21 protein-coding genes and 2 riboswitches are annotated in these 25,912 nt (G+C 35.4%); of the genes, 18 read left to right on the top strand and 3 right to left on the bottom strand.

The genetic code is table 11. The features are described 5' to 3' along the window. Positions 1–42 precede the first annotated feature (42 nt). Together HNQ00_RS14725 and HNQ00_RS14730 are read left to right on the top strand one after the other, a co-directional pair. Complete coding sequence (locus HNQ00_RS14725; RefSeq protein WP_173839268.1) at positions 43–2,529, top strand: DUF5686 family protein; 2,487 nt, start codon at positions 43–45, stop codon at positions 2,527–2,529. 309 nt (positions 2,530–2,838) lie between these two features. Further along, entirely contained in the window at positions 2,839–3,369 is a 531-nt protein-coding gene (locus HNQ00_RS14730; protein WP_173839269.1) for an inorganic diphosphatase, read from the top strand. Between the two features lie 222 nt (positions 3,370–3,591). Here HNQ00_RS14730 and HNQ00_RS14735 read toward each other — a convergent pair whose 3' ends face one another. Continuing rightward, positions 3,592–4,206, bottom strand: coding sequence for a deoxynucleoside kinase (locus HNQ00_RS14735; protein WP_173839270.1), 615 nt, complete (start codon positions 4,204–4,206; stop codon positions 3,592–3,594). A gap of 299 nt (positions 4,207–4,505) precedes the next feature. Further along, positions 4,506–5,756 carry a methionine adenosyltransferase gene (metK, locus tag HNQ00_RS14740; protein ID WP_173839271.1) on the bottom strand — a complete coding sequence of 417 codons (1,251 nt, stop codon included), beginning with the start codon at positions 5,754–5,756 and terminating at the stop codon, positions 4,506–4,508. A gap of 507 nt (positions 5,757–6,263) precedes the next feature. On the opposite strand from metK, the gene HNQ00_RS14745 reads away from it, so the two are divergent. The 8 genes from HNQ00_RS14745 to HNQ00_RS14780 all read left to right on the top strand — a co-directional run bounded on the left by HNQ00_RS14745 (position 6,264) and on the right by HNQ00_RS14780 (position 15,755). Then, positions 6,264–7,541 (top strand): O-acetylhomoserine aminocarboxypropyltransferase/cysteine synthase family protein, encoded by a 1,278-nt coding sequence (locus HNQ00_RS14745; protein WP_173839272.1) that lies wholly within the window; start codon positions 6,264–6,266, stop codon positions 7,539–7,541. A gap of 411 nt (positions 7,542–7,952) precedes the next feature. Beyond that, complete coding sequence (locus HNQ00_RS14750; protein ID WP_173839273.1) at positions 7,953–8,147, top strand: hypothetical protein; 195 nt, start codon at positions 7,953–7,955, stop codon at positions 8,145–8,147. Between the two features lie 180 nt (positions 8,148–8,327). Then, positions 8,328–8,436, top strand: a riboswitch (SAM riboswitch). An 80-nt stretch (positions 8,437–8,516) separates the two neighbouring features. Further along, the gene (gene thrA / locus HNQ00_RS14755) at positions 8,517–11,903 is read left to right on the top strand and encodes a bifunctional aspartate kinase/homoserine dehydrogenase I (RefSeq protein WP_173839274.1); all 3,387 of its coding nucleotides are present in this window, start codon (positions 8,517–8,519) and stop codon (positions 11,901–11,903) included. Positions 11,904–12,071: 168 nt separating this feature from the next. After that, positions 12,072–12,518 carry an OsmC family protein gene (locus HNQ00_RS14760; RefSeq protein WP_173839275.1) on the top strand — a complete coding sequence of 149 codons (447 nt, stop codon included), beginning with the start codon at positions 12,072–12,074 and terminating at the stop codon, positions 12,516–12,518. A gap of 100 nt (positions 12,519–12,618) precedes the next feature. Further along, positions 12,619–13,791 (top strand): trans-sulfuration enzyme family protein, encoded by a 1,173-nt coding sequence (locus HNQ00_RS14765; RefSeq protein ID WP_173839276.1) that lies wholly within the window; start codon positions 12,619–12,621, stop codon positions 13,789–13,791. A gap of 126 nt (positions 13,792–13,917) precedes the next feature. Then, positions 13,918–14,766, top strand: a complete 849-nt coding sequence (locus tag HNQ00_RS14770; RefSeq protein ID WP_173839277.1) for a GIY-YIG nuclease family protein — start codon at positions 13,918–13,920, stop codon at positions 14,764–14,766. Between the two features lie 20 nt (positions 14,767–14,786). Then, the gene (locus HNQ00_RS14775) at positions 14,787–15,314 is read left to right on the top strand and encodes an alpha/beta hydrolase (protein ID WP_173839278.1); all 528 of its coding nucleotides are present in this window, start codon (positions 14,787–14,789) and stop codon (positions 15,312–15,314) included. Positions 15,315–15,344: 30 nt separating this feature from the next. Beyond that, positions 15,345–15,755 carry an RrF2 family transcriptional regulator gene (locus HNQ00_RS14780; protein ID WP_173839279.1) on the top strand — a complete coding sequence of 137 codons (411 nt, stop codon included), beginning with the start codon at positions 15,345–15,347 and terminating at the stop codon, positions 15,753–15,755. A gap of 83 nt (positions 15,756–15,838) precedes the next feature. Here the strand turns inward: HNQ00_RS14780 and HNQ00_RS14785 are convergent, their stop codons facing one another. After that, a complete protein-coding gene (locus HNQ00_RS14785; RefSeq protein ID WP_173839280.1) occupies positions 15,839–16,627 on the bottom strand; it encodes a sulfite exporter TauE/SafE family protein in 789 nt (262 codons plus the stop codon). Between the two features lie 314 nt (positions 16,628–16,941). Here HNQ00_RS14785 and HNQ00_RS14790 point away from each other — a divergent pair, with 314 nt between their 5' ends. The 8 genes from HNQ00_RS14790 to HNQ00_RS14825 all read left to right on the top strand — a co-directional run bounded on the left by HNQ00_RS14790 (position 16,942) and on the right by HNQ00_RS14825 (position 25,585). Continuing rightward, positions 16,942–17,643 carry a phosphoadenylyl-sulfate reductase gene (locus HNQ00_RS14790; RefSeq protein WP_173839281.1) on the top strand — a complete coding sequence of 234 codons (702 nt, stop codon included), beginning with the start codon at positions 16,942–16,944 and terminating at the stop codon, positions 17,641–17,643. A 106-nt stretch (positions 17,644–17,749) separates the two neighbouring features. Next, positions 17,750–18,649 (top strand): sulfate adenylyltransferase subunit CysD, encoded by a 900-nt coding sequence (cysD, locus tag HNQ00_RS14795; protein WP_173839282.1) that lies wholly within the window; start codon positions 17,750–17,752, stop codon positions 18,647–18,649. Position 18,650: 1 nt separating this feature from the next. After that, a complete protein-coding gene (locus tag HNQ00_RS14800; RefSeq protein WP_173839283.1) occupies positions 18,651–19,382 on the top strand; it encodes a DUF2490 domain-containing protein in 732 nt (243 codons plus the stop codon). Positions 19,383–19,501: 119 nt separating this feature from the next. Beyond that, positions 19,502–20,746: a sulfate adenylyltransferase subunit 1 gene (locus tag HNQ00_RS14805; protein ID WP_173839284.1), complete on the top strand. Its 1,245-nt coding sequence runs from the start codon at positions 19,502–19,504 to the stop codon at positions 20,744–20,746. Between the two features lie 139 nt (positions 20,747–20,885). Then, positions 20,886–22,976 (top strand): HEPN domain-containing protein, encoded by a 2,091-nt coding sequence (locus HNQ00_RS14810; protein ID WP_173839327.1) that lies wholly within the window; start codon positions 20,886–20,888, stop codon positions 22,974–22,976. Further along, positions 22,969–23,763, top strand: a complete 795-nt coding sequence (gene cobA, locus HNQ00_RS14815; RefSeq protein WP_173839285.1) for a uroporphyrinogen-III C-methyltransferase — start codon at positions 22,969–22,971, stop codon at positions 23,761–23,763. Before HNQ00_RS14810 ends, cobA begins: the two co-directional genes overlap by 8 nt. Continuing rightward, positions 23,750–24,328 carry a precorrin-2 dehydrogenase/sirohydrochlorin ferrochelatase family protein gene (locus tag HNQ00_RS14820; protein WP_173839286.1) on the top strand — a complete coding sequence of 193 codons (579 nt, stop codon included), beginning with the start codon at positions 23,750–23,752 and terminating at the stop codon, positions 24,326–24,328. Before cobA ends, HNQ00_RS14820 begins: the two co-directional genes overlap by 14 nt. 204 nt (positions 24,329–24,532) lie before the next feature. After that, positions 24,533–25,585, top strand: a complete 1,053-nt coding sequence (locus HNQ00_RS14825; RefSeq protein WP_173839287.1) for an NAD(P)/FAD-dependent oxidoreductase — start codon at positions 24,533–24,535, stop codon at positions 25,583–25,585. 92 nt (positions 25,586–25,677) lie between these two features. Beyond that, a riboswitch (SAM riboswitch) is annotated at positions 25,678–25,793 on the top strand. The last annotated feature ends 119 nt before the right edge of the window (positions 25,794–25,912 follow it).

Genomic DNA, 25,912 nt, shown 5'->3' on the forward strand with positions numbered 1-25,912 from the left:
TCATGCATTAGTATGGTGAAGTTTTTTTTTTAAAGATTACATATGAAAAAGTATATTTATTTATTTCTGTTGTTCGTTTTATCGACAGCTACAACCTTGCTTGCTCAAACAAAGGTTAGTGGAATTATCGTTGATAAAGACAACCTGCCTATTCCCTATGCAAATGTTGCTTTTAAAGGGTCTAGCGAAGGAATTGTATCTAATGAAGATGGTAAGTTTTATCTAGAGTCGCCTAAAACATATACGGTTTTGATGGCGTCATCTGTAGGTTTTAACGATCGAGAAATTGATTTGCTTCAAGCTGTAAATTACAATTTGAGAGTACAATTAGGCGAGGTGCAAACCTTGAATGAAGTGGTAGTATTCACTGGAAAGACTTCGAAGAAAAATAATCCAGCGCTGGATATTCTTCGTAAAATTTGGGAACGCAAGCGCAAAAACGGCTTGTATCAATTTGATCAGTACCAAATGGAGAAGTATGAAAAAGTCGAATTTGACATGAATACCATAGATAGCGCCTTTAAAAAGAGTAAAATCTTCAAGGGCATGGAGTTCATATTTGACCATGTAGATACTTCAAATGTAACCGGAAAAACTTACTTGCCTATATTTATAAATGAAACGCTATCAGAAGTGTATGGTAGCAACAAACTAAATAAGGTCAAAGAAAAAATAAAAGCCAATAAAAACTCGGGTTTTAGCGATAATCAACAAATTTTGTCTTTTGTAAAAGATTTATATTCAGATTATGATATCTATAATAATCACCTAACTTTCTTTGATAAAAGTTTTACAAGTCCGCTTTCAAAAACTGGAATCGATGTGTATAACTATGTATTGAGAGACAGTGCATACATAGGTAATAAGTGGTGCTACAATATTTTGTTCTATCCAAGAAGGAAAAACGAACTAACATTCAAAGGAGATTTTTGGGTTAACGATACCACATTTGCGATTAAGAAAATTAATATGGCGGTTACTAAAAGTGCTAATATTAACTGGGTAAAAGATATCTATATTGAGCAGGAGTTTGACGTTCAAAACGATTCTGTTTTCTTACTTACGCGTGATTACATGATGTCTGATTTTGCCTTAAATAAAAAAGATGAGTCAAAAGGGGTTTACGGTAAACGTACCACATTATATGATTCTCATAAATTCAATATAGAAAAACCTAATGCTTTTTATAAAGATGAGGTCAACTACATTGACAATGAAGTCTACAATAGATCAGATGCGTACTGGGAAGAAAACCGCTTTGAAAATCTTAATAAAGATGAAAAAGGGGTTTATAAAATGCTAGACACCTTACAGACGGTCAAGAAGTTTAAAAACCTATATAACCTAGTCTCCATTCTAGGGAGTGGTTATATTCAAAGAGGGCATTTTGATTACGGACCTATATTTTCGACCTTTGGTTACAACGAAGTAGAGGGTATAAGGTTAAGAGCGGGTGGTAGAACGTATTTTGGACCTAACGATGCTTGGCGTCTTCAGGGGTATACTGCTTATGGATTTGATGACAATAAATTCAAGTACGGTTTGTCTGGTAAATGGATGGTAGACAAGAAAAAACGTGTTATTATATCTGCTGGAAATCGACGTGATATTGAACAAATAGGGGCGAGCCTTACAACTACAAATGATGTGCTAGGGCGCAGTTTTGCTTCGTCTTCATTGTTTTCTACAGGAAGCAACGGGAAGCTTACAAATATTAATTTAACGAATGTAGGTATCGAAATCGAACCCGTGAAGAACTTAACGTTTCAAACAGGGTTTTCATACCGTACTTTAGAAGCTGCTTCAGATAGTTTTAGTTTAGATTACTTTACTGATGCTGCTAGAACCGTTGTAGAGAGCAGAGTTAAACAGTCTGAAGTTAATTTCCAAATAGAGTTCACGCCTAATCGTAAAACAATTGGTTACGGTGTAGAACGATCTAACGTTGATAGCCCTTTCAGCCGTTTTTATGTCAATTATAGCCATGGTTTTAAAGGATTGCTTGATAGCGATTTTCAATACGATAAAGTACAATTGTATTACAAACAACCTATCATTATAGGACCACTAGGTCGCTCTAACGTAATTGTTGAGGTGGGTAAAACTTTTGGAACAATTCCGCTGGGTTTAATGAGTGTGATTCCGGGAAATCAAACCTACTTTACAATCGAAAACACCTTTAGTAATTTGAACTTCTATGAGTTTGTAAGCGATCAATATGCTACGATACAGTGGGAACACAACTTTGGAGGAAGATTGTTTTCTAGAATTCCGTTCATGCGTAAATTAAACTGGAGAGAAATCATAGGTGCCAAAGCTGTTTATGGATCAGTTAGTGATGCAAATCGTGCCATCAATGCTTCAGGATTAGCCTATACTGCGCCCGAAAATGGATATTGGGAGTATTCTGCTGGTATCGGGAATATCTTCAAAGTATTTCGTTTGGATTTTGGATGGAGAGGAAATTATTTAGACGCTCCAGATGCTCAAAAGTTTACAGTAAAAGGTTCATTCGGATTTTATTTCTAGGAGCTATTTCCAGCTATCCACTATATCTTTTTAAGAGGTTAAAAGTCACCTCTTAAAAAGGATGCCGTTGCTATCTGGGCTACGACATTTAGTTGTTATAGGGGAGATTGAAGTTTTAATGGTGATATAGAAGGTATAACCAACACTAAAAGGGCTTGAAATACTTCTAAATTAGTCCTGAAATAAGGTTTAAATTAAGGTATTCAATACTGTAGCAAGTAATAGCAGTAATAATTGTTGTAAGAAATAGGATTTTAAACTACTTTTGCAACCGCTATAAAATGAAAAATTAGATAATAACATAATATAATGAGTACAGAAAAAATAACCACTTTCGATGTTTTAATCGAAATTCCAAGAGGAAGTAGAAATAAATACGAGTACGATTTTGAAATTAAAAGAATGCGTTTTGATAGAATGCTTTATTCTTCAATGATGTACCCTGCTGATTACGGATTCATTCCTGAAACATTAGCTTTAGACGGAGATCCATTAGATGTATTAGTATTGCTTACTGAGCCTACTTTTCCTGGATGTGTTATGGAAGTGAAACCTATTGGAGTTTTCCATATGGCTGACGATAAAGGACCAGATGAAAAAGTTATTTGTGTACCAGTTTCAGATCCTATCTGGAATTCATTAAATGATTTATCTGATGTAAATCCTCATTTAATTAAAGAAATTGAGCACTTTTTCCAAGTGTATAAAGATCTAGAAAACAAGACTGTTGAAGTAGGTGGATGGGGTGATGTTACAGAAGCTCATGACATTATTAAAAAATGTACTGACCGTTTCAACGAAATTGAAAACAAACCAGCTGGATTATTTAGTATTAAATAATTTATTGCACACTATATTGAAAAAGCGATACTCTAATGTGAGTATCGCTTTTTTTTTATGAGTAAGTAGAAAATGTTAGTCGGCTTTATAGTTTTTAAAAGCGTAATTGTAGCTAGCTTAGCACAGCTCAGTTAACGACTCCTTGCACGCAGCTTACGTTTAAAAAAAATGCGTTGCAAATAATTATTTGCAACGCATTTTCTATATTGTTTTTGTACTTAATTAGAATAGACCATTAATTTCAGCGTCAATTCTATTGAAAATAGTACCTAAATCCTCAGGATTGTCTACAAAATTAATATTATCAACATCAATGATTAATAGTTTACCACGGTCGTAGGTATGAATCCATGCTTCGTAACGCTCGTTTAAGCGGCTTAAATATTCGATAGAAATAGAATTCTCATATTCTCTTCCTCTCTTGTGAATTTGTCCCACTAAATTGGGTATTGAGCTTCTCAAATAGATCAATAAATCAGGTGCTTTTACCGTTGACTCCATCAATTCAAATAAAGAAGAGTAGTTTTGAAAATCACGATTTGTCATTAACCCCATAGCATGTAGGTTAGGTGCAAAAATGTGTGCATCTTCATATATTGTTCTGTCTTGGATGATCTTTTTTCCGCTTTCACGTATTTGCATCACTTGACGAAAACGGCTGTTCAAGAAATAAATTTGTAAGTTAAAAGACCAGCGCTCCATCTGGTGGTAAAAATCATCTAAGTAAGGATTGTCTACGACGTCCTCATAATGTGGCTCCCATTTAAATTGTTTAGCTAGTAAACGCGTCAATGTTGTTTTTCCTGATCCTATATTTCCTGCTACTGCTATGTGCATTACGGTATTGCGATTTTATAATTGATAATTCCTTCTGATGTAAAAATAGCTAAAAATTAGGAGTCAATATAGAAAATTTTCAACGTTTTTTTTAGATTCAAAAGCTGTAATTCACCTTATGTATATATCAGTAGTGTAATGTTCCGTAGATGAATTGAAGGTTATTCATGCTAATTTTTAACAAAGTTGTTTGTGTTTTAAATCAGTATCGCGCTTTGATTAGATCAGGAGTAGTAAGGGGTAAAAAAAAACGGCTACCTTGTTAGATAGCCGTTTTTGTATATAATGTCAAGTGTTTTTTACAACCCAAAAGCTGTTTTTACTTGGTCAACAAAATCTAATTTCTCCCATGTAAACAATTCTACTTCAACTGTTTTTGTTAATCCACCTGGAGCAGAAAATGTTTTAGAAACGGTTTCTGGTGTACGTCCCATGTGCCCGTAAGCAGCAGTTTCGCTATAGATAGGGTTTCTTAATTTCAAACGTTGCTCGATAAAGTAAGGGCGCATATCAAAAATAGCTTCTACTTTTTTAGCGATTTCTCCATCAGTTAAATTTACCTTAGCAGTACCGTAAGTTTCTATAAAAATCCCCATTGGTTTTGCAACACCAATAGCGTAAGAAACTTGTACTAAAATTTCGTCTGCTACACCTGCAGCAACTAGATTTTTAGCGATATGACGTGTAGCATAAGCGGCACTTCTATCTACTTTACTTGGATCTTTACCAGAGAAAGCACCACCACCGTGAGCTCCTTTACCACCGTAAGTATCAACAATAATTTTTCTACCAGTTAAACCGGTATCACCGTGAGGACCTCCAATTACAAATTTCCCTGTTGGGTTAATATGGTATTGAATTGTGTCGTTAAATAAGTGTGCGCTATCTGGGTTTTTTGCAATGATTCTTGGAATCAAGATTTCGATAATATCTTTCTTGATTTTCGCAAGCATCGTTTGCTCTTCGTCAAAATCATCATGTTGTGTAGAAATAACGATAGCATCAATCCTTGTAGGCTTGTTGTCGTCGCTATATTCTAGTGTAACTTGTGATTTAGCATCAGGACGTAGGTAAGTGATTTCACTGTTTTCACGTCTTAATAAAGCTAGTTCTTGTAATAATTTATGAGACAAATCTAATGCTAGTGGCATGTAGTTTTTAGTCTCATTTGTAGCGTAACCAAACATCATTCCTTGGTCACCTGCTCCTTGCTCTTCTGGGCTAGAACGGTCTACTCCTTGGTTGATATCTGCTGATTGCTCATGAATAGCCGAAAGGATTCCACAAGAATTTGCTTCAAACATGTATTCGCTTTTTGTGTAACCAATTTTTCTGATTACTTCACGAGCAATATGCTGTACGTCTAGGTATGTATTTGATTTAACTTCTCCAGCCAATATAACTTGACCTGTAGTTACTAAAGTTTCACATGCTACTTTTGAATTAGCATCAAATGCTAAAAAGTTATCAATTAGTGCGTCTGATATTTGATCTGCAATTTTGTCTGGATGTCCCTCACTCACAGATTCTGACGTAAATAAATAAGCCATAATAAATAGTATTTTTAAATTAAGCGAGAAAAAGGAATTGCAACAATAAAAGCTAAAGAAGAGTTTCTGCTTTAGCATTTTTTTTCTACTGAAATTTTTCAGCATCCACAATGAATTAGTTTCATTATGAAGAGGTTGCAATCAGTTCAAATTTTTCCTCTTTATTAGAGCGCAAAGGTATGAAACCATTTTGAATTGCAAATTAATCTTAACTATTTTTTAGTTTAAAATAAGTACTTCCATTACTTGCTTATTTTAGTGTAAAATAACATCTAAACTATAATTTGTTAATTCGATAAAAAATGTTTGGTAGTTTGATCTTTTCGTTGCAACTTTGAATTATAAATAAGTAATAATGTTAGTGATTAAACAAATGATGTGTATGACGTTTAAGGAGAAATCCTGGGAATGCGCTATTGTTTAAAATCTAACCATAAATAAGATTTGATAGAAAGCCTCCCAGATAACGGGAGGTTTTTTTATACCTAATAACCAACTAAAAAAATTATGAGCACAAACAAATTTGAAACAAATGCACTGCATGCTGGACATGATGTAACGAAACACGCAGGAACAAGAGCGGTCCCTATTTACCAGACATCATCTTACGTCTTCAATAATTCTGAACATGCCGCAAACCTATTTGCACTTTCAGAGGCAGGATATATTTACACGCGTTTAAATAACCCTACAAACGATGTTCTAGAGCAACGTTTAGCAGCACTCGAGGGCGGAATTGCTGCTGTGGTGACTGCATCTGGAACTGCTGCTATCACAACGGCTTTGTTGACGATATTAAAGACCGGTGATCATATCGTAGCTTCAAGTAGCTTGTATGGTGGGACTTTTAATCTCTTGCAGTCAACTTTACCTAGATTAGGAATCACAACGACGTTTGTCGATCCCTCAAATCCTGAGAATTTTGCTCAAGCGGTTACTGATACTACTAAGGTGATTTTTATCGAAAGCTTAGGGAATCCTAAACTAGATGTTTTAGACATTGCGGCAATTGCAAGGTATGCTAAAGCGGCAAGGATTCCACTAATGGTAGATAACACCGTCGCTTCGCCTTATTTATTAAATCCTATTGCGCACGGTGCAAATATTGTAATACATTCCCTGACTAAATATATTTCTGGAAACGGTACATCACTAGGAGGAGCAATTATCGATGCTGGTACCTTTGACTGGAGTAGTGGCCGTTTTCCGGAATTCACAACTCCTAATGCAGGTTATCATGGTTTAGTATATCACGATGCGCTAGGAGCAGCAGCTTTTATTGCAAGAGTTCGTATCGAGGGTTTACGTGATTATGGTGCAGCTTTAAGTCCGTTTAATGCTTTTCAAATTATTCAAGGTTTAGAGACCTTAGCAGTACGTGTTCAAAAACACAGTGAAAACGGATTGGCATTAGCACAATGGCTAGAATCTCAAGAACAAGTGGCTTGGGTAAATTATCCTGGTTTAACTTCTAGTAAATATTATGACTTAGCGCAGCAGTATTTACCAAAGGGACAAAACGGACTAGTGACCTTTGGTCTAAAAGGAGGTTTTGAAGCAGCAAAAAAAGTAGCTGATGATACGGTTTTGTTTTCGCTTTTAGCAAATATAGGAGACACAAAATCATTAATAATTCATCCAGCGAGCACAACACACCAGCAATTGTCAGACGAACAACAGCTAAGTTCGGGAGTGTCAAAAGATCTTATAAGATTATCGGTTGGTTTGGAGAATATCGACGATTTAAAAGCAGATTTACTTCAAGTATTTCAGCAATTAAAATAAAGAGTTCTGGTGCTTTTGCCTAAAAAGTAGTAAAAGCTAAGTGCTAGGTTAACAAATTGTTATAGAATTACAATCTCAAGTTATAATATTATTAACAGTGACCTAAAAACGCGTTAAAATATTGATTATCATTAGGAATACAGGAAAAAAATTTTCAAATTTGCTTCAAGATAAAAAAACAAGAAACAGTTTAGATTTTTAACCGAATATAGATAGTATGAAAAGACATTTTTTTAAAAATATTTATTCTTCAATGAACATTTTATTTATAAAAGTGGGCTGATCATATTCCAAAAGTAAAAGTTATAATAACTTCAACCCTTTTGGTATTTATCAAAAGGGTTTTTTTATACCAGCAAACAAGCATTTTATTAGTAGCGCAAATAATTAACAAACAAAAAAAGAAACATTATGAAAGCATTAAACACAGTTAGCAAAGCAGTAAACTTTTTAAAGAGTTTAAAAACAAGAAAAAACATAATCAACATAACCGTAGATGATTTGGTTCACCCAAGATTTGGTTTTAATGATAAAGAAATAGGAAAAGCGGCAAATTCGTTGCAATTTTTGATGTATTCTAAAGAAAACGACACTCTTTTTATTTAATTGCTAGTGTCTACTTTTAATAGTGTTTTACACGCAGGTAATCTCTGAATTGTTATGTTCAGCGATGTCTTGCGTTTTTTTGTTACAGATCGTTTCTAGTTTGAAAACTAGGCTAATAATATTTGCTCGTTACATAAAATAATAGTTTATTTGCATCATTAAGTTCACACACGTATTGAAATGTTATAAAGAAAGGACGAGGGATTAGACCCGATGAAGCCTTAGCAACCCTTTGAGAAATCGAAGAAGGTGCTGCATTCTACCACTCCCAAAAGTGGAAAGATAACAACAAGAATTTTTCTAGTATTTACCTAGTTTTTTCTTTTTAATATTTCCAAATACAAATCAAATTCAATAAAAGATTTGACATTGGAAAATAAACCAACACACATAGCCATACAAAATTTCACCACACACAATGGTGCTGTTTATGCTGCCTTAAACTTAAGTTATCAGGTTTTTGGAGCGCCCCTGCATACTGCACCTATTATTGTGATAAATCATGCCTTAACAGGGAATTCTCAAGTGATTGGAGAATCGGGTTGGTGGAATGATATTGTAGGCATAGACAAAACAATTGATACTCGAAAATATACCATCGTCTCCTTTGACGTGCCTGGTAATGGTTTCAACTCAGCTACCATTGAGAACTACAGAGATTTTATTGCTAGAGATATTGCTCGAATATTTATCGAAGGACTTCGCGCTTTAAAGATTGATTCTTTATTTGCCCTTATCGGAGGCTCGGTAGGAGGTGGAATTGCCTGGGAAATTTTGGCCTTAGAGCCTAAACTAGCGCAAAACTTTATTCCCATCGCCACAGATTGGAAAGCGACAGACTGGTTGATCGCTAATTGTTATTTGCAAGAGCAAATCTTGAATAATTCTAAAAAACCAATCGAAGATGCGCGCATACATGCCATGTTGTGTTACCGCACGCCAGAGTCATTCAAGGAAAAATTTAATCGTGACATCAATGTACAGCTAGAGACTTTTCAAGTGGAAAGTTGGCTGAATTATCATGGAGAAAAATTAGAGAAAAGATTTCAACTTGCGGCTTACAAAATGATGAATCAGCTTTTAAAAACGATTGATATTACTCGGAATCACGAGTCATTAGAATCAATCATTTCAAGAGTAGAAGCTAATATTTATATCGTAGGAATCAATTCGGATTTGTTTTTTACAGCAAAGGAGAATAGAGAAACCTACATGGAAATCAAGAAATTTAAAAATAATGTATTCTACAGCGAAATTGACTCTGCACATGGTCATGATGCTTTCTTGATGGAATACGAACAATTAGACAATTTATTAGAAGTTGTTTTCAAAAATAAAAAGCAGATGAAAATAGTAAAATTTGGTGGAAAATCTTTAGCTAATGGTGAAGGTATCGATACAGTTGTAAATATAATCGAGAATAAAATTAAGCAAGATGAAAAAATAGCAATTGTTGTTTCGGCACGAGGGAAAGCAACCGATGAATTAGACGATATCTTGACAATTGCTGCCAAAAACGGAAATTATAAGCCATTGCTCGAAAGTTTTAAAACCTACCAAAAGGATGGTTTTAATGCAGTCGATTTTTCGGCAGAGTTTGATAAACTGGACAAACTATTTGAAGGCGTAAGCTTGATTGGTGATTATAGCGACAAAATAAAAGACCAAGTACTAGCGCAAGGAGAAGTGCTTGCAGCAAAACTAGTGGTGTTTTTGTTAAACCAAAAAAACATTCCTGCAAAGCTAGCTGATACAAGAGAACTAATTATTACCGATTCCAACTTTGGTGATGCGCAACCTTTAGATGCGATTTCGAAAAAGAATATTATCCAAGTTTTTAGAGATAATAAAGATTCGGTTTTAGTGCTTACAGGTTTTATTGGTTCGAATGCAAAACAAGAAACCACGACGCTAGGGAGAAACGGAAGTAATTATACGGCTTCTTTGATCGCAAATTATATCAATGCCGAAGAATTGCAAAACTTCACACACGTAGACGGAATATACACGGCCAATCCTGAGTTGGTTCTTGATGCTAAAAAAATCGAATCCTTATCTTATAACGAGGCGAATGAAATGGCCAATTTTGGGGCGAATATTTTGCACGCCAAAACAATCATTCCGTTGCTAGAAAAAAATATTCCACTGCGTATTTTGAATACGTTCAATCATGAAAATAAAGGAACACTAATTACGTCAAACTCTAACGCAAGCGGAATTAAAACCTTGTCTGTTTTAGAGAATGTGTCTTTGGTTAATCTTGAAGGAAGAGGATTGTTAGGGAAAACTGGTGTTGATGCCCGTATTTTTAAAGTAATGGGTGATAATGACATTAGTGTAAGTATCATTTCGCAAGGTTCGTCAGAACGAGGAATAGGCCTTGTAGTAGCGGCTGACAAAGCCACAAAAGCCATGATCGAATTAGAAAAAGAATTCGAAAATGACTTCTATTCTAAGGATGTGAATAAAATTACGGTAGTTGACAATGTATCGGTGATTTCGATAATTGGTCAAGATTTGAGTACGTTTCATAAGCCTTATACCGCTTTGATCAAAAACAAAATCGTTCCTATCTTATTCAATAATACCGTTACAGGCAAAAATGTAAGTTTGGTGGTGAAAAAATCAGAGCTCAACAAAGCGTTAAACGTAATTCATGGAGAGATTTTTGGTGTAGCCAAGAAAATTAATATTGCCATTTTCGGACATGGATTAGTGGGAGGAACATTGATTAACCAAATTCTGGAATCGGCAAAAGCCATCGAAAAAAGAAAAGATATTAAGCTGAATGTTTTTGCTATCGCCAACTCTAAGAAAGTACTTTTAAATAAAAACGGAGTTGCCGCTGATTGGAAAAACCAAATTGATACTAATGGCGCTTCGTACACTATTGATGATGTTATCGCTTATGCAAACGAACATCATTTAGAGAATTTGATCGCAGTTGACAATACTGCGAGTGCTACTTTTGTAGAAAATTATATCCCGTTAGCAGAGCATAGTTTTGATTTGATTTCGTCTAATAAAGTAGCTAACACTTTGAGTTATGGTTTTTATAAAGAATTGCGAAATGTACTAGCCGAAAATCAAAAGAATTATTTGTACGAAACCAATGTTGGTGCCGGTTTACCGCTTATCGATACTATCAAGTTGCTACACCTTTCGGGTGAAAACATTACAAAAATTAAAGGGGTTTTCTCAGGAACTTTGAGTTATTTGTTCAATCATTTTTCTGCTAAGGATGTTCCGTTCAGCGAAATATTAAAAGAAGCAATTGATAGTGGATTCACAGAGCCCGACCCAAGAGAAGATTTGTGTGGGAATGATGTAGGTCGAAAGTTATTAATTTTAGCTAGAGAGTTGGATTTACAAAACGAGTTTGATGAGGTTGCTATCCAAAATTTAATTCCGGAACACTTACGTGAAGGTAGCGCTGCCGATTTCTTGACTAAATTGAAAGAGTTTGATCCTATTTATGATAAAATAAAGAAAGATCAAAAACCAAATCACGTTTTAAGATACATAGGGGAGTTGTCTGGAGATTTACAACATGACAAAGGAATTTTGGAAGTAAAATTAGTTTCCGTACCTTCGGATACTGCTTTGGGTGGACTTAAAGGTTCTGATTCTTTCTTCGAAATTTACACAGAATCATATGGAGATCGTCCAATCGTAATACAAGGAGCCGGAGCCGGTTCTGCAGTTACTGCGAGGGGTGTTTTTGGAGATATTTTGAGATTGTCGGATAAGGGATAAAATCCCCCTAACCCCCGAAGGGGGAATAAAGGATTGTAGATTAGCGACTTATGATTTCTGAATAAATAGGGTTTAAAATGAATATGAAAACTATATACTAATTTAAATAGGGACTTACCTCCAGTCTTGGCTCCCTTCCCTTCGGGGAGGGTTGGGGAGGGGATAAATATGAAAATTACATTAAATAGAGTAAACGACAATTTCCATTTCGAATTAAAAAACGAAAGAGGACATATAGTAAATGTAGACAGCCGTCCAGAATTTGGTGGCGATGATCAAGGACCAAGCCCAATGGAATTAGTATTGATGGGTGTTGCTGGATGTAGCGCCATTGATATGATTTCGATCTTAAAAAAGCAACGTCAAGAAATTACCTCTTTCAAAGCAGAGGTAGAGGGAGAACGTGTACAAGTGGGTGAAGCAAAACCTTTTAAAGACATTTACTTAGTGTTTCATTTGGAAGGAAAAATAGTAGAAGAAAAAGCTGCGAAAGCGGCACAACTTTCTTTTGATAAATATTGCTCGGTTTCTAAAACTTTAGAACCAACGGCGACGATACATTACAAAGTGGTTTTAAATGGAATCCCCCTAACCCCCGAAGGGGGAACGTTATAGATTATGGTGAAAACCACAATCTGAGAGAATTAATAATATTTAGTAACAATTTAAATCACCCCAGTATCAATTCCCCCTTTGGGGGTGAGGGGGCTATTTTATGGAAAATAATAATTTCGGTTTTGAAACCGAAGCCATCCGCACCCAATTAGAACGCACACAATATTTAGAACATTCGGTTCCTTTGTACTTAACTTCAAGTTTTGTATTTGAAGATGCCGAAGACATGCGTGCCTCCTTTGCCGAAGAAAAAGACCGAAATATCTACAGCCGCTACAGCAATCCAAATACTAACGAGTTTGTAGAAAAGGTATGTAAAATGGAAGGTGCAACTGCTGGTTTTGCTTTTGCTTCAGGAATGGCTGCGGTGTATTCAACCATGGCTGCTTTATTGCAATCTGGTGATCATATTGTCTCGTCAAGCAGTGTTTTTGGAGCGACGCATTCTTTGTTTGTGAACTATTTTCCAAAATGGAACATTCAAACATCCTATTTTGACATCAATAAACCAGAAACTATCGAGAGTTTCATCACCCCAGATACAAAGATTCTTTTTGCAGAATCACCAACAAATCCTGCGGTTGATATTATCGATCTAGAATTGCTGGGGAATATTGCCAAAAAGCACAATCTGATTTTAATAATCGATAATTGTTTTGCGACGCCTTATTTGCAGCAACCTATAAAATGGGGAGCACATTTAGTAGTGCATTCGGCTACGAAATTAATGGACGGGCAAGGTCGTGTTTTGGGCGGAGTAACAGTGGGAGATCCTGAGTTGATTCAGAAGATATACTTATTCAGCCGATTAACAGGCCCATCATTATCACCGTTTAATGCTTGGGTATTGTCCAAAAGTTTGGAGACTTTGGCTATTCGATTAGACAGACATTGCGAAAATGCATTGAAAGTTGCTGAGTTCTTAGAGCAGCATCCCAATGTAAATAAAGTGAAATATCCGTTTTTGAGATCGCATCCACAACATGAAATTGCCAAAAAACAAATGAAAGCTGGTGGTAACATTGTCACTTTCGAAATAAAAGGTGGATTAGAAGCAGGTCGAAATTTTTTAGATAAGATAAAACTGTGTTCGCTTTCGCCAAATTTAGGTGACACAAGAACCATTGTTACACATCCTGCCTCTACAACGCATAGTAAATTATCAGTGGAGGAACGCTTAAAAGTTAGTATTACAGATGGTTTGGTACGTGTGTCTGTAGGATTAGAAACAGTCGCTGATGTCATTGCAGATTTAAATCAGGCTTTAAGTTAGATTTTATAGTAGAATACAATCATTTTAAAACCCATAGTTAACAGCTGTGGGTTTTGTGGTTATATTGTGGATTCTCTAATTCTACTTTTAGATTTAAAGTATTACCTTAGTTTTTTTAAATTAAATATGGCACTAGGTAAGACAATTAAAATATTTTTGATAGACGGAGATTCGAATGGACGTATGAGTTGTGAACTTTCTAACTGGACAGGCAAGGCGTATAAAATTCCGAGAATCAATATAAAAGAATGTTCAGATAGAGATGATTTGAATAATACTGGAATCTATTTACTTTTCGGTAAAGATGATGAAGACAATGATTTGGTTTATATAGGTGAAGCCGAATCTGTTTTTAGTAGGTTAAAACAACATTTAAGCGGAAAGGAATTTTGGAATGAAGCTATTATTTTTATATCTAAAGATGACAATCTCAATAAGGCTCATATTAAATATCTAGAAAATAGACTTCACGATATAGCCGTAACTTCTAAACGGTATAAAGTTGAGAATTCAATAATTCCTACTCAATCATCGATTTCAGAATCGGATAGAGCTGAAATGGAAGAATTTATAGGTTATGTCAAAATATTGGTCAATACATTAGGGCATAAAGTTTTTGATGAAAAAAGAATTGTAAGAGTTCAAGTGAAGCAGGATGTTTTTTATATAAAAGCAGCTCGTGGTGCAGAGGGTCAAGGTGAACCAACTCCGGATGGTTTTCTTATTTTTAAAGGGTCAAAGGCAGCGCATTTAATTACGGCTTCATTAAGTCCTAGTCTTGTAAAAAACAGGCAAAAACTTATAGAGAATGGTTTGCTAGTTGATAAAGGAGATTACTATGAATTTGTTGAGGATTATATATTTAGCAGCCCATCTTACGCAGCAGCTACTTTAATGGGGAGGAGTGCTAATGGACAAACGGAGTGGAAACTTACCGATGGTCGATCTCTAAAAGATTTTGAAACAACAATTTAAATCCGACAGCTTATCTTTTTATGAAATCAAGATTAATTATTTTATCGGATTTGTGGGGAAGAGACAAATCGACTTGGGTTTCGGATTATGTAGAATTATTAAGAGATAATTTTGAAATTCAGTACTATGATTGTTGTGAATTGGGTGGGATTGATAAAACTATTTTTACGGAACAAAATCTCCACGATCAATTTGTGAATAGTGGAATTGAAATTGCAGTCCAAAGTTTATTGAATAAAGAAAAAGGAGAAATCAAAATTCTAGCTTTTAGTGTTGGTGGGACTATTGCTTGGAAAGCAGCTTTAAAAGGATTAAAAGTTAGTGACTTGGTTGCAGTATCTTCAACTAGATTGCGGTATGAAACCCAAGTGCCTAATTGCCAAGTGCAATTGTATTTTGGGGAATGGGATGAATACAAACCTGATGGGAGTTGGTTTCTTAATTGTCAAATTGTTCCTGAAATCAATAAAAATAATGACCATTTGATGTATGTCGAAAAAGATTTTATACATTTGGTTTGTGATGCAATTTTAGAACAAAATTTGTAATTTGTTAATCCGGAATTTAAAATCCATTAAATGCTTTCAAAGAAAACTAAATACGGAATCAAAGCTTTGACTTTTTTGGCTCGCCAAGAAGATCAAACACCGGTTGCCATTGCTGATATTGCAAAAAGTGAAAATATTTCTGTTAAGTTTTTAGAAAGTATATTATTGCTATTACGTCATTCGGGTTTTCTAGGTGCTAAAAAAGGAAAAGGCGGAGGTTATTATTTAATCAAAGAGCCAAAGGATATCAATATGGCCAAAGTATACCGAATCCTTGAAGGACCGATTGCCTTACTGCCATGTGCTAGTCATAATTTTTATGAAAAGTGTGACGACTGTCAAGATGAGGTTTCTTGCGCAGTTCGAAAATTAATGACTGAAGTAAGAGACAATACATTGCAAATATTAGAGAATAATACGCTGGCAGATATCGCCTTTTAAATGTGTGAATCTGTTTGTAATTAAAATATAAAAAGCCCCTTGCTATTGTATAGTAAGGGGCTTTTCACATCTTAAATTTTTATTTAAGCCATGAAAACTAATTTGTAACCTACAAAGAATAACATTCCTGCAATTGCATTTCGTAAAAATAAATCAGGAACTTTACCGCTTAACATGCTTCCTATAAATATTCCTGGTAGCGACCCCATTAGTAATTGCGCTAGTAAACCCAAATCTAAATTTCCCATACTAGCATGACCAAGTCCTGCGACTAAAGTTAAGGGAACGGCATGAGCTATTTCGGTACCCACTAATTTAGGTGTTGCTAATAGTGGGTATAAAAAGAACAATGTCACTGTCCCTAAAGCTCCTGCGCCAATAGAAGTTAAAGTCACCGTAGCTCCTAGCAATACTCCAATCGCCACAGTTAACCAATTTTGAGTACGACTTTCAGTGTGAAATTTGTTTCCAGAATGTTTTTGTGAGATAGCCAATAATTTTTTCTTGAACAATACCGCTATTGAAGTAAATAGAAGTGCCCAACCCAAACTATATTTGATTACCGAATTCAATGAGGAGATATCCGCCTTTATACTATGTAAAATCCATAAGGTAATTAATGCCGCTGGTACACTTCCAAGAGAAAGCCATCCAGTTATTTTCCAATTAATGTTGTTCTTTTTATGGTGCACATAGATACCTCCCATTTTTGTGAAAGCGGCATAAAGTAAATCAGTACCTACGGCAGTTGTGGGTGGGATGCCAAACCACAATAATATAGGAGTCATTAATGAGCCACCACCTACACCTGTGAGTCCCACTATAAAGCCTACCGTTAAACCTGCAATGATCAAACCCAACTGAAAATCCATAACAAAATATTTTGGACAAAATTAACTACTATTTTATTATTATCCTATAGGGGAAGTAGACTAATGAATATTTTTATTCAATTTTGCGAATATGTTATTGAAATAGACGTTGTATTTTGAAATAGTAATTTGGAGAGCAGTATTTTTTAGAAATATTTAATAACTGCTGTAAACCGCTATTGTTTAAGACTTCAGCCAAAATTAGAGAGTAAATAAAATACTTGTTTTTATTTTTTTGTTAGGATTTAAGTGTTACTTTTGTAATCTAATCTACTAATCCGATAGGGTAATAGATTTTTTATTAAATTAGACAAATGAGCGCAATAATAGTACAAGCATTAATAGACAAAACAAAAGACTTTTCAATTGAAGAGACTTTTGCTTTTTTGGCAGAGGAATATAAAGATAAGGTGGTTTTTTCTACATCTTTCGGGCAAGAAGATCAAGTTATTACTGCGTTGATTGCAAATAGCAATACTGCCATCACTATTTTTACTTTAGATACGGGTCGGTTGTTTCAAGAGACCTATGATGTTTTTCATAAAACATTGAAGAAGTATAAAAAACATATCGAAGTTTATTTTCCTGAAGCTACAGCTGTGCAAAACTTATTGAATGCAAAAGGTCCAAATAGTTTCTATGAATCTGTGGAAAACAGAAAAGAGTGTTGTTTTATTCGAAAAGTAGAACCATTGACTAAAGCTTTAAAAGGAAATTCAGTTTGGATTACAGGATTAAGAGCAGAGCAATCAGAAAATAGACATGATTTGCATCTTTTCGAATATGATTCTAAATTCGAAATCATCAAGTTCAATCCATTATTAAAATGGACATTGAAAGATGTGGAAGATTATTTAGAAAAAAACAACGTGCCACAAAACGCCTTGCATAAAAAAGGATTTGTAAGTATAGGTTGTGCGCCATGTACCAGAGCAATTGCCGAAGGTGAAGACATTAGAGCCGGAAGATGGTGGTGGGAATCCAGTCACAAAGAATGTGGTTTGCACGGGAAGTAGTAATTAGTGAGAAGTAAAAAGTAATTAGAAAAATATAAATAGTTAAGGGATTTATTTGGGTTGCAATAACTTGAAACTTTAAACCTGAAACTTTTAAACAAAAGACATGAGTTCAATATTAAAAACAAACGCATTAGAAAGCGAAGCAATATACATCTTTAGAGAAGTGATTTCTCAATTTGATAAGCCAGTATTGCTTTTTTCTGGAGGAAAAGATTCAATCACTTTAGTAAGATTGGCGCAAAAAGCATTTTTCCCTGCTAAAATTCCTTTTCCATTATTACACGTGGATACCGGGCATAATTTTCCGGAGACCATTGAATTTAGAGACCGATTAGTTAAAGAATTAGGGCTAGAGTTGATTGTTCGTAATGTACAAGATGCTATCGACGAAGGGAAAGTAGTTGAAGAAACTGGGAAATATTCTAGTAGAAACAGTTTACAAACAACAACTTTACTTGATGCAATCGAAGAGTTTAAATTTGATGCTTGTATTGGTGGAGCTCGTCGTGATGAAGAAAAAGCGAGAGCTAAAGAGCGTATTTTTTCTGTTCGTGATGACTTTGGTCAATGGGATGAAAAAAACCAACGTCCAGAATTGTTTGATTTATTGAATGGTAAAATCGAAAATGGACAAAACGTACGTGTTTTTCCTATTTCAAACTGGACAGAATTAGATGTTTGGAGTTATATCGAACAAGAGCAAATCGAGATTCCATCAATTTACTTCTCACACAAGCGCAAAGTATTCTTGAGAGACGGAATGATTTGGTCACACTCTCCTTATGTGTACCAAGAAGAAAACGAAGAAATTGAAGAGCGCATTGTTCGTTTTAGAACAGTGGGTGATATGAGCTGTACTGCAGCAGTTGATTCGTATGCAGCAACAATCTCAGAAGTAGTAGGCGAAATTAGAGCTTCGACAATCTCTGAAAGAGGTGCTCGAATTGACGATAAACGTTCGGAGGCAGCGATGGAGAAAAGAAAACAACAAGGATACTTTTAGAATGAAGTCCGTGAAATTTCTTTTGGGTGTATTGCTGTTTAGTATTGGAATACAAGCTCAAACTGAGAAAAATGTCGACAAGCAAAGTTTACTATGGTTTAGATATTATAATCAGCTGGAATTAAATAATAAATGGTCTGTTCATACTGAGATTGATAATCGAATTTTTATAAATCCAGTTACTCAAAACACTTTTGTGAGTAGGGTTCAAGTGAGAGATAAGATAACTGACAAGCTAGAGCTGGGTGCAGGTTTTGCCTACTTCTCAGTTGCGACACAAGATCCTGAGGTTAAAACGGGTTTGCATATTCCTGAATATCGTTTTCAGCAAGATGCAACCGTGAAACAGACTTTAGGAAAAGTAAATTTGACACATCGGTATATGATAGAAGAACGGTTTGTTCATAATGCAAGTAAAATAATGCTTGAAGATGGAACCACGTTTTACTTGAGATTTAGATACCGAATCCAAGGAGATTATACTTTTTGGAAGACAGATAAGAAGTATCTAAAAGGCATTTTATCGGATGAAATAATGATTAATGGCGGAAACAAAATTATCAAAAATACATTCGATCAAAACCGAATTTATGCAGCAGTACAAGTGGGAGTTAGTCCAGTCATTGCTTTAGAATTAGGGTACTTAAATAGTTTTCAAGAAAGATCAAATGGAGTAGATTATTTCAATAGAGATATTATACGATTTAGCTTCATTCATAAGGTTAAAATATAATTCAGAGAAAGTTCTGGATATAAGATGTAAATAAAAACATTCAGATTTAAAGATTTGTACAAGGGCAATCAACGAAACTTGAAACCTTAAACTTTAAACCCTGAAACAAAAAATATAAAATGGAAGTTTTAAAAATAGCAACAGCAGGAAGTGTAGATGACGGGAAAAGTACTTTAATCGGAAGATTATTATACGATACACAATCCCTGACTACAGATAAATTAGAAGCAATTGAAAAAAGCAGCAAGCAAAAGGGATATGATTATCTTGATTTTTCGTTGGCTACTGATGGATTAGTGGCTGAGAGAGAACAAGGAATCACGATTGATGTAGCGCACATTTATTTTTCGACTGCTAAGAAAAGTTACATCATTGCTGATACTCCAGGACATGTTGAGTACACGCGCAACATGGTTACAGGAGCTTCGACTTCGCAAGTTTCGATCATTTTGATTGATGCTCGTAAAGGGGTTATTGAGCAAACGTACCGTCACTTTTTTATCAATAATTTATTGAGAGTAAAAGAGGTGATTGTTGCTATAAATAAAATGGATTTAGTTGATTATTCTGAAGAGGTTTTTAATAAAATTAAAGCCGACTTTGAAGCATTAAACGCCAAAAGTACTTTCAAAGAGCAAAACGTAAGTTACATTCCGTTGAGTGCTTTGACGGGTGATAATGTCGTGGAATCTTTAGGCGGAATGCCTTGGTACGAAGGACAAACAATCCTAGAACACTTAGAGGCTTTAGAGCCTGCAGATGTGTATGAAAAAGGGAAAGCACGTTTCCCAGTGCAAACAGTTATCCGACCAAAAACAGAAGAGTACCACGATTTCAGAGGATACGCTGGTAAATTATACGGAAACAATATTAAAGTGGGAGATGCAGTAACGGTATTGCCATCTTTAACAGAATCGAAAGTAACCAACATTCACTTTTTTGATAAGCAATTTGATGAAGCTTCAGTAGGTTCGTCTGTTACTATCGAATTAGAAAATGATATCAATGTAACTAGAGGAGACATGATTGTAAAATCATCTGAACTGCCTAAAGTGGAGAAAGATATCAATACTACGGTATGCTGGATGGACAGTAAAAAGTTGGTTCCAGGTGCGAAATATTTTGTACAACACAACACCAACAGAGTTTTGGCTAAAATTGACAGCGTGAAAAACGTGATCGCAACTGATTTTTCAGGAACAACAGAAGCGTCTCAATTAGCAATTAACGAAATAGGAGAAGTAAATATTAAGTTAAGTAAAGCAATTTATTTTGATGCTTACAACGATAATAAATCAAATGGTGCTTTTATCTTAATCGATGCAGCAACCAATACAACAGCAGGAGTAGGATTTATTCGATAGTTTAGGCTATCGGCTTTGGGCCGTGTGCCTAGAGCTAATAAATTTGAAGAGATTAACATTGCGTTTTTATCAATAGTTAATAATAAAAAATCACCTAGTAGTCTAAAGCCCAAAGCTCATGGCTCAAAGCTCAAAAAATATGGAAAGTTTTAGAACCGAAATAGAAAATCCGATTGTTCAAAAAGAAATAATCGATTTAGAAAGAAAAATTGCGTTATTCAAAGATGGTAAAATTGACGATGAGCGTTTTCGTAGTCTGCGTTTAGCGCGTGGCGTTTATGGTCAGCGTCAGGAAGGTGTGCAAATGATTCGTATTAAATTGCCTTTTGGTAAGGTAACAAGTGAACAGTTAATGCGTATTACTAAAGTTTCTGATGAGTATTCAACAGGGCGTTTGCATATCACCACACGTCAGGATATCCAAATTCACTATGTGAGTTTAGATAGAACACCAGAACTTTGGGCAAACCTTGCCAAAGACGATATTACACTTCGCGAAGCCTGCGGGAATACCGTGCGTAATATCACAGCGAGTGAATTAGCGGGTGTAGATGTAGATGAACCTTTTGATGTTTCGCCTTACGCGCATGCGATGTTTCAGTTTTTCTTGAGAAATCCTATTTCACAAGAAATGGGGCGTAAATTCAAAATGTCATTCTCTTCTTCAGATAAAGATACTGCCTTGAGTTATTTACATGATTTAGGATTTATTCCAAAGATTGTAAATGGCGAACGCGGATTCAAAGTAATGCTAGGTGGAGGATTGGGTTCGCAACCACATCACGCTGAGTTGTTGTCAGAATTTATTCCTGTAAACCAAATCATCCCAACTACGGAAGGAGTTTTGAGAGTTTTTGACCGTCATGGTGAAAGAGCTAAGCGTTTAAAAGCACGTATGAAATTCTTAATCAAAGACATTGGTCGCGATGAATTTTTACGCTTAGTTGACGAAGAGAAAAAAGCGTTATCATACCAGTCATACGAAATTGACACGACCGCTTTTGATGGTGCAATTCCATCAACTTTATTAGAAGTACCTGCAGTAACTATTGATGATACTGCTGCTTACGAAGCTTGGAAAAAGTCGAATGTGATTGCTCAAAAACAAGCAGGTTACGTTGCGATTGGAATCAAAGTGCTGTTAGGAGATTTTTATACAGACAAAGCAAGAGCTTTAGCCGAATTAATTAAAAATTATGGAGCCAATGAATTGCGTTTTTCACTAAAGCAGAACATTGTACTTCGAAATATAAAAGAAGAGAATTTACCTTTCTTTTACCAAGAATTAGCCAAACTAGATTTTGTTACTTTAGGTTACGATACAATTAATGACATTACCGCTTGTCCAGGAACAGATACCTGTAACCTTGGAATTGCAAGTAGTACCGGAATTGCCGAAGAATTAGAACGAGTTTTAAAATTAGAATTCCCACAATACAAAGAGAACCGCGAAATCACCATTAAAATTAGTGGTTGTATGAATGCTTGTGGACAACACAACATGTCGTCAATAGGTTTTCAAGGAATGTCGATCAACTCTGGTAAATTAGTTGCGCCGGCTTTACAAGTATTGCTTGGTGGTGGAATTCTAGGTGATGGAAAAGGACGTTTTTCTGATAAAGTAATTAAGATTCCAAGTCGTAGAGGACCAGATGCTTTACGTTTTATATTAAACGATTTTGAAGCCAATGCAAACGGGAAATCTTTCTTAGATTATTACGATGCACAAGGAGAAAAGTATTTTTACGAATTCTTAAAACCCTTGGCAGATGTTACTAATCTTACTGACGAAGATTTTATCGATTGGGGAAATGCAGATAATTATGTAAAAGCAGTTGGTGTAGGAGAATGTGCGGGTGTAGTAATTGACTTGGTTGCCACGTTACTTTTAGAAGCCAAAGATAAATTGACGTTTGCTCAAGAAGCTTTCGAAGATAAAAATTGGGCTGATGCTATTTACTTGGCTTATGCTGGTTTTGTAAACGGTGCTAAAGCATTGTTATTGGCTGAAAACCAAAAAACAAATCACCATGCAGGAATCATTAATCTGTTTGATACAGTTTTTGTTGAAACTAACAAAATCACTTTAGATACTAACTTTAAAGATTTAGTATACCAAATTAATCAAAACGAACCTTCTGAGGCTTTCGCCAAAAAATACATCCAACAAGCAATTACTTTTTTCAGCGATTTAGAAACATATAGAAATAACGATTTAGCAAATGCCTAATACCATAAAACCAATAGTAACTTTAGTAGGAGCAGGTCCGGGAGATCCCGATTTGTTAACCGTAAAAGGAGCAAAAGCTTTGGCGAAAGCCAATGTGGTTTTATATGATGCTTTGGCAAATGAGGAATTATTAAGTTATGCGCCTAAAAAAGCATTGCGAATATTTGTTGGAAAAAGGATAGGATGTCATGCCTATACGCAAGACGAAATCAACCAACTAATTGTAGATAATGCCTTGACTTATGGTCATGTCGTTCGTCTTAAAGGTGGTGATCCTTTTATTTTTGGACGAGGAAGTGAAGAAATTGACTATGTAGAAAGTTTTGGAATTCCTACCTTTGTTGTTCCTGGGATTTCATCGGCTATTGCAGTTGCTGCTTATCAAGGTATTCCGTTGACAAAAAGAGGGGTTTCAGAGAGTTTCTGGGTAATAACAGGGACTACTTCGAGCCGTCAATTGTCAGCAGATATTCATCTTGCGGCACAATCATCAGCTACTGTAGTCGTGTTGATGGGAATGAGTAAATTACAAGAAATTGTTGCTATTTTTCAATCGGAATCCAAAGGAGAAACCGCCGTTGCGATTATTCAAAACGGAACAACTCCTGAAGAAAAAATCGGAATAGGAACGATAAATACTATTGAAAAGGTAGTCGCTGAGCAGCAATTAAGTTCGCCAGCAATTATCGTGATTGGAGCGGTAGTTAGCGATAGTCAAACTAGAAAAGGATTTTGTAAAGAGTTGAAATCTAATCACAGCAAACTTTTGATTTATGGAAAGGAATGAATTATACCCCGTTTTTTTAAAGCTGCACAATATGCAAGTATTGATTGTAGGTGGAGGAAATGTAGGTCTAGAAAAACTAAGCTTTTTATTAAAATCAAGTCCGAATGCAAATGTTGAGGTGGTAGCACCTCGGTTTTTACCAGAATTAGTCACATTAGCAAATAATCACAGTTCGGTAACTTTGACTGAGAAGAAATTCAATCGCTGGATGCTGCGCAAACGCCACATGGTTATTGCCTGTACCGACGATTTAAAAGTCAATAAAAGAGTGTACGACTTGTCTAGAAAGCGCTTTCTAATTTGTAATATTGCAGACACACCGCCTTTATGTGATTATTATTTGGGCGGAATTGTTACCAAAGGAAATGTAAAAATTGCCATTTCGACTAATGGTAAATCACCTACCACAGCAAAAAGATTGCGAGAGTTTTTCGAAGAAATTATTCCCGAAGACATCAATAAAATGGTGGAAAACTTGAATGAATACCGCAAAACCTTAAAAGGTGATTTTGAAGAGAAAGTTCAAAAAATGAACGAGATCACCGAAAGTTTGAAGAATAAATAGAATATTGGTTAGATTTAAGAAGCAAGAGGTATCAGCCAAGAGCCAAGATTCAAGAATTAATAGTAAACAAAATCAAGAGCAAAGTATTCGAATGATATTTATCATTTATATGTGAGATGTTCAATCGTTACTTTGTGAATAATATATAAATACAACTTTCCTTTAATTCCCCCTTCGGGGGTTAGGGGGCTAATTAATACGAACATGATTGAAACAGATATCCTAATAATAGGAGCAGGCCCAACCGGTCTTTTTGCAGTTTTTGAAGCAGGATTATTAAAATTAAAATGCCATATTTTAGATGCTTTGCCACAAGCAGGTGGACAGTTATCTGAGTTATATCCTAAAAAACCGATTTATGATATTCCAGGTTTTCCTGATGTATTAGCTGGAGATTTAGTAGATAACTTGATGGAACAAATCAAGCAATTCGAACCAGGTTTTACACTTGGAGAACGCGCTGAGACTATCGATAAACAAGAAGACGGAAGTTTTATTGTGACTTCAAATGAAGGAACTAAATTCCACGCCAAAGTAATTGCTATTGCTGGAGGTTTAGGAAGTTTTGAACCTAGAAAACCATTAATCGACGGAATCAATTTCTACGAAAATAAAGGAATCAAATATTTTATCAAAGACCCAGAAGAGTTCAGAGATAAAAGAGTGGTTATTGCAGGTGGAGGAGATTCAGCATTAGACTGGAGTATTTTCTTGACGGATGTCGCTTCAGAGGTGACTTTGATTCACCGTCGTAATGAATTCCGTGGAGCTTTAGATTCTGTAGAGAAAGTACAAGAATTAAAAGATGCTGGAAAAATTCGCATGATCACACCAGCTGAAGTGGTGGGATTAAACGGAGCAGAGCACATCGAGTCGATTGTTATCGACGAGAATGGAGCAAACCGTACTATTGATACTGATTATTTTATCCCACTTTTTGGTCTTACGCCAAAATTAGGTCCTATTGGAAATTGGGGACTTGAAATCGAGAAAAACGCTATCAAAGTAAACAACGCTTTAGACTACCAAACGAACATTCCAGGAATTTTCGCAATTGGAGATGTCAATACTTACCCGGGTAAATTAAAGTTGATCCTATGTGGTTTCCACGAGGCGACATTAATGTGTCAAGCGGCCTACCAGATCATCAATCCAGGAAAACGTTATGTGTTGAAATACACAACAGTTGCCGGAGTAGACGGATTTGATGGAACTCGTAAAGAAGCGCCAAAAGCTGTTGTTAAAGCAATAGTTTAACAAAATTACCTATACAAGTTAAAAAATTAAGCGCTAATACTTGCGAGTATTAGCGCTTTGTCTTTTCTTTGCAGTGTTCCTATATTTATTGAAAGTTATCACGAAAGGCGGAGGGAAAGACCCGATGAAACCTTAGCAACCCTTTATCTTATAAAGAAGGTGCTACATTCTACTTAATGCTGAACACAGTATCTAAGATAGATAACACAAGAATACGTCTCACGTATTTCTCAACAATTTTCTTGACAACATATCGATATTTTCTTTAGAGCAGATCAACGGTGCATTTTAACCACGATCCTTCCTGCTGTACGCTATATCTATTGC

The organism is Flavobacterium aeripolare, assembly GCF_013294025.1.
Lineage (GTDB): Bacteria > Bacteroidota > Bacteroidia > Flavobacteriales > Flavobacteriaceae > Flavobacterium.

Coding starts and splice junctions, on each gene's coding strand:
- HNQ00_RS14725 (WP_173839268.1), top strand. CDS start 43: ATGAAAAAGTATATTTATTTATTTCTGTTGTTCGTTTTATCGACAGCT.
- HNQ00_RS14730 (WP_173839269.1), top strand. CDS start 2,839: ATGAGTACAGAAAAAATAACCACTTTCGATGTTTTAATCGAAATTCCA.
- HNQ00_RS14735 (WP_173839270.1), bottom strand. CDS start 4,206: ATGCACATAGCAGTAGCAGGAAATATAGGATCAGGAAAAACAACATTG.
- metK (WP_173839271.1), bottom strand. CDS start 5,756: ATGGCTTATTTATTTACGTCAGAATCTGTGAGTGAGGGACATCCAGAC.
- HNQ00_RS14745 (WP_173839272.1), top strand. CDS start 6,264: ATGAGCACAAACAAATTTGAAACAAATGCACTGCATGCTGGACATGAT.
- HNQ00_RS14750 (WP_173839273.1), top strand. CDS start 7,953: ATGAAAGCATTAAACACAGTTAGCAAAGCAGTAAACTTTTTAAAGAGT.
- HNQ00_RS14760 (WP_173839275.1), top strand. CDS start 12,072: ATGAAAATTACATTAAATAGAGTAAACGACAATTTCCATTTCGAATTA.
- HNQ00_RS14765 (WP_173839276.1), top strand. CDS start 12,619: ATGGAAAATAATAATTTCGGTTTTGAAACCGAAGCCATCCGCACCCAA.
- HNQ00_RS14770 (WP_173839277.1), top strand. CDS start 13,918: ATGGCACTAGGTAAGACAATTAAAATATTTTTGATAGACGGAGATTCG.
- HNQ00_RS14775 (WP_173839278.1), top strand. CDS start 14,787: ATGAAATCAAGATTAATTATTTTATCGGATTTGTGGGGAAGAGACAAA.
- HNQ00_RS14780 (WP_173839279.1), top strand. CDS start 15,345: ATGCTTTCAAAGAAAACTAAATACGGAATCAAAGCTTTGACTTTTTTG.
- HNQ00_RS14785 (WP_173839280.1), bottom strand. CDS start 16,627: ATGGATTTTCAGTTGGGTTTGATCATTGCAGGTTTAACGGTAGGCTTT.
- HNQ00_RS14790 (WP_173839281.1), top strand. CDS start 16,942: ATGAGCGCAATAATAGTACAAGCATTAATAGACAAAACAAAAGACTTT.
- cysD (WP_173839282.1), top strand. CDS start 17,750: ATGAGTTCAATATTAAAAACAAACGCATTAGAAAGCGAAGCAATATAC.
- HNQ00_RS14800 (WP_173839283.1), top strand. CDS start 18,651: ATGAAGTCCGTGAAATTTCTTTTGGGTGTATTGCTGTTTAGTATTGGA.
- HNQ00_RS14805 (WP_173839284.1), top strand. CDS start 19,502: ATGGAAGTTTTAAAAATAGCAACAGCAGGAAGTGTAGATGACGGGAAA.
- HNQ00_RS14810 (WP_173839327.1), top strand. CDS start 20,886: ATGGAAAGTTTTAGAACCGAAATAGAAAATCCGATTGTTCAAAAAGAA.
- cobA (WP_173839285.1), top strand. CDS start 22,969: ATGCCTAATACCATAAAACCAATAGTAACTTTAGTAGGAGCAGGTCCG.
- HNQ00_RS14820 (WP_173839286.1), top strand. CDS start 23,750: ATGGAAAGGAATGAATTATACCCCGTTTTTTTAAAGCTGCACAATATG.
- HNQ00_RS14825 (WP_173839287.1), top strand. CDS start 24,533: ATGATTGAAACAGATATCCTAATAATAGGAGCAGGCCCAACCGGTCTT.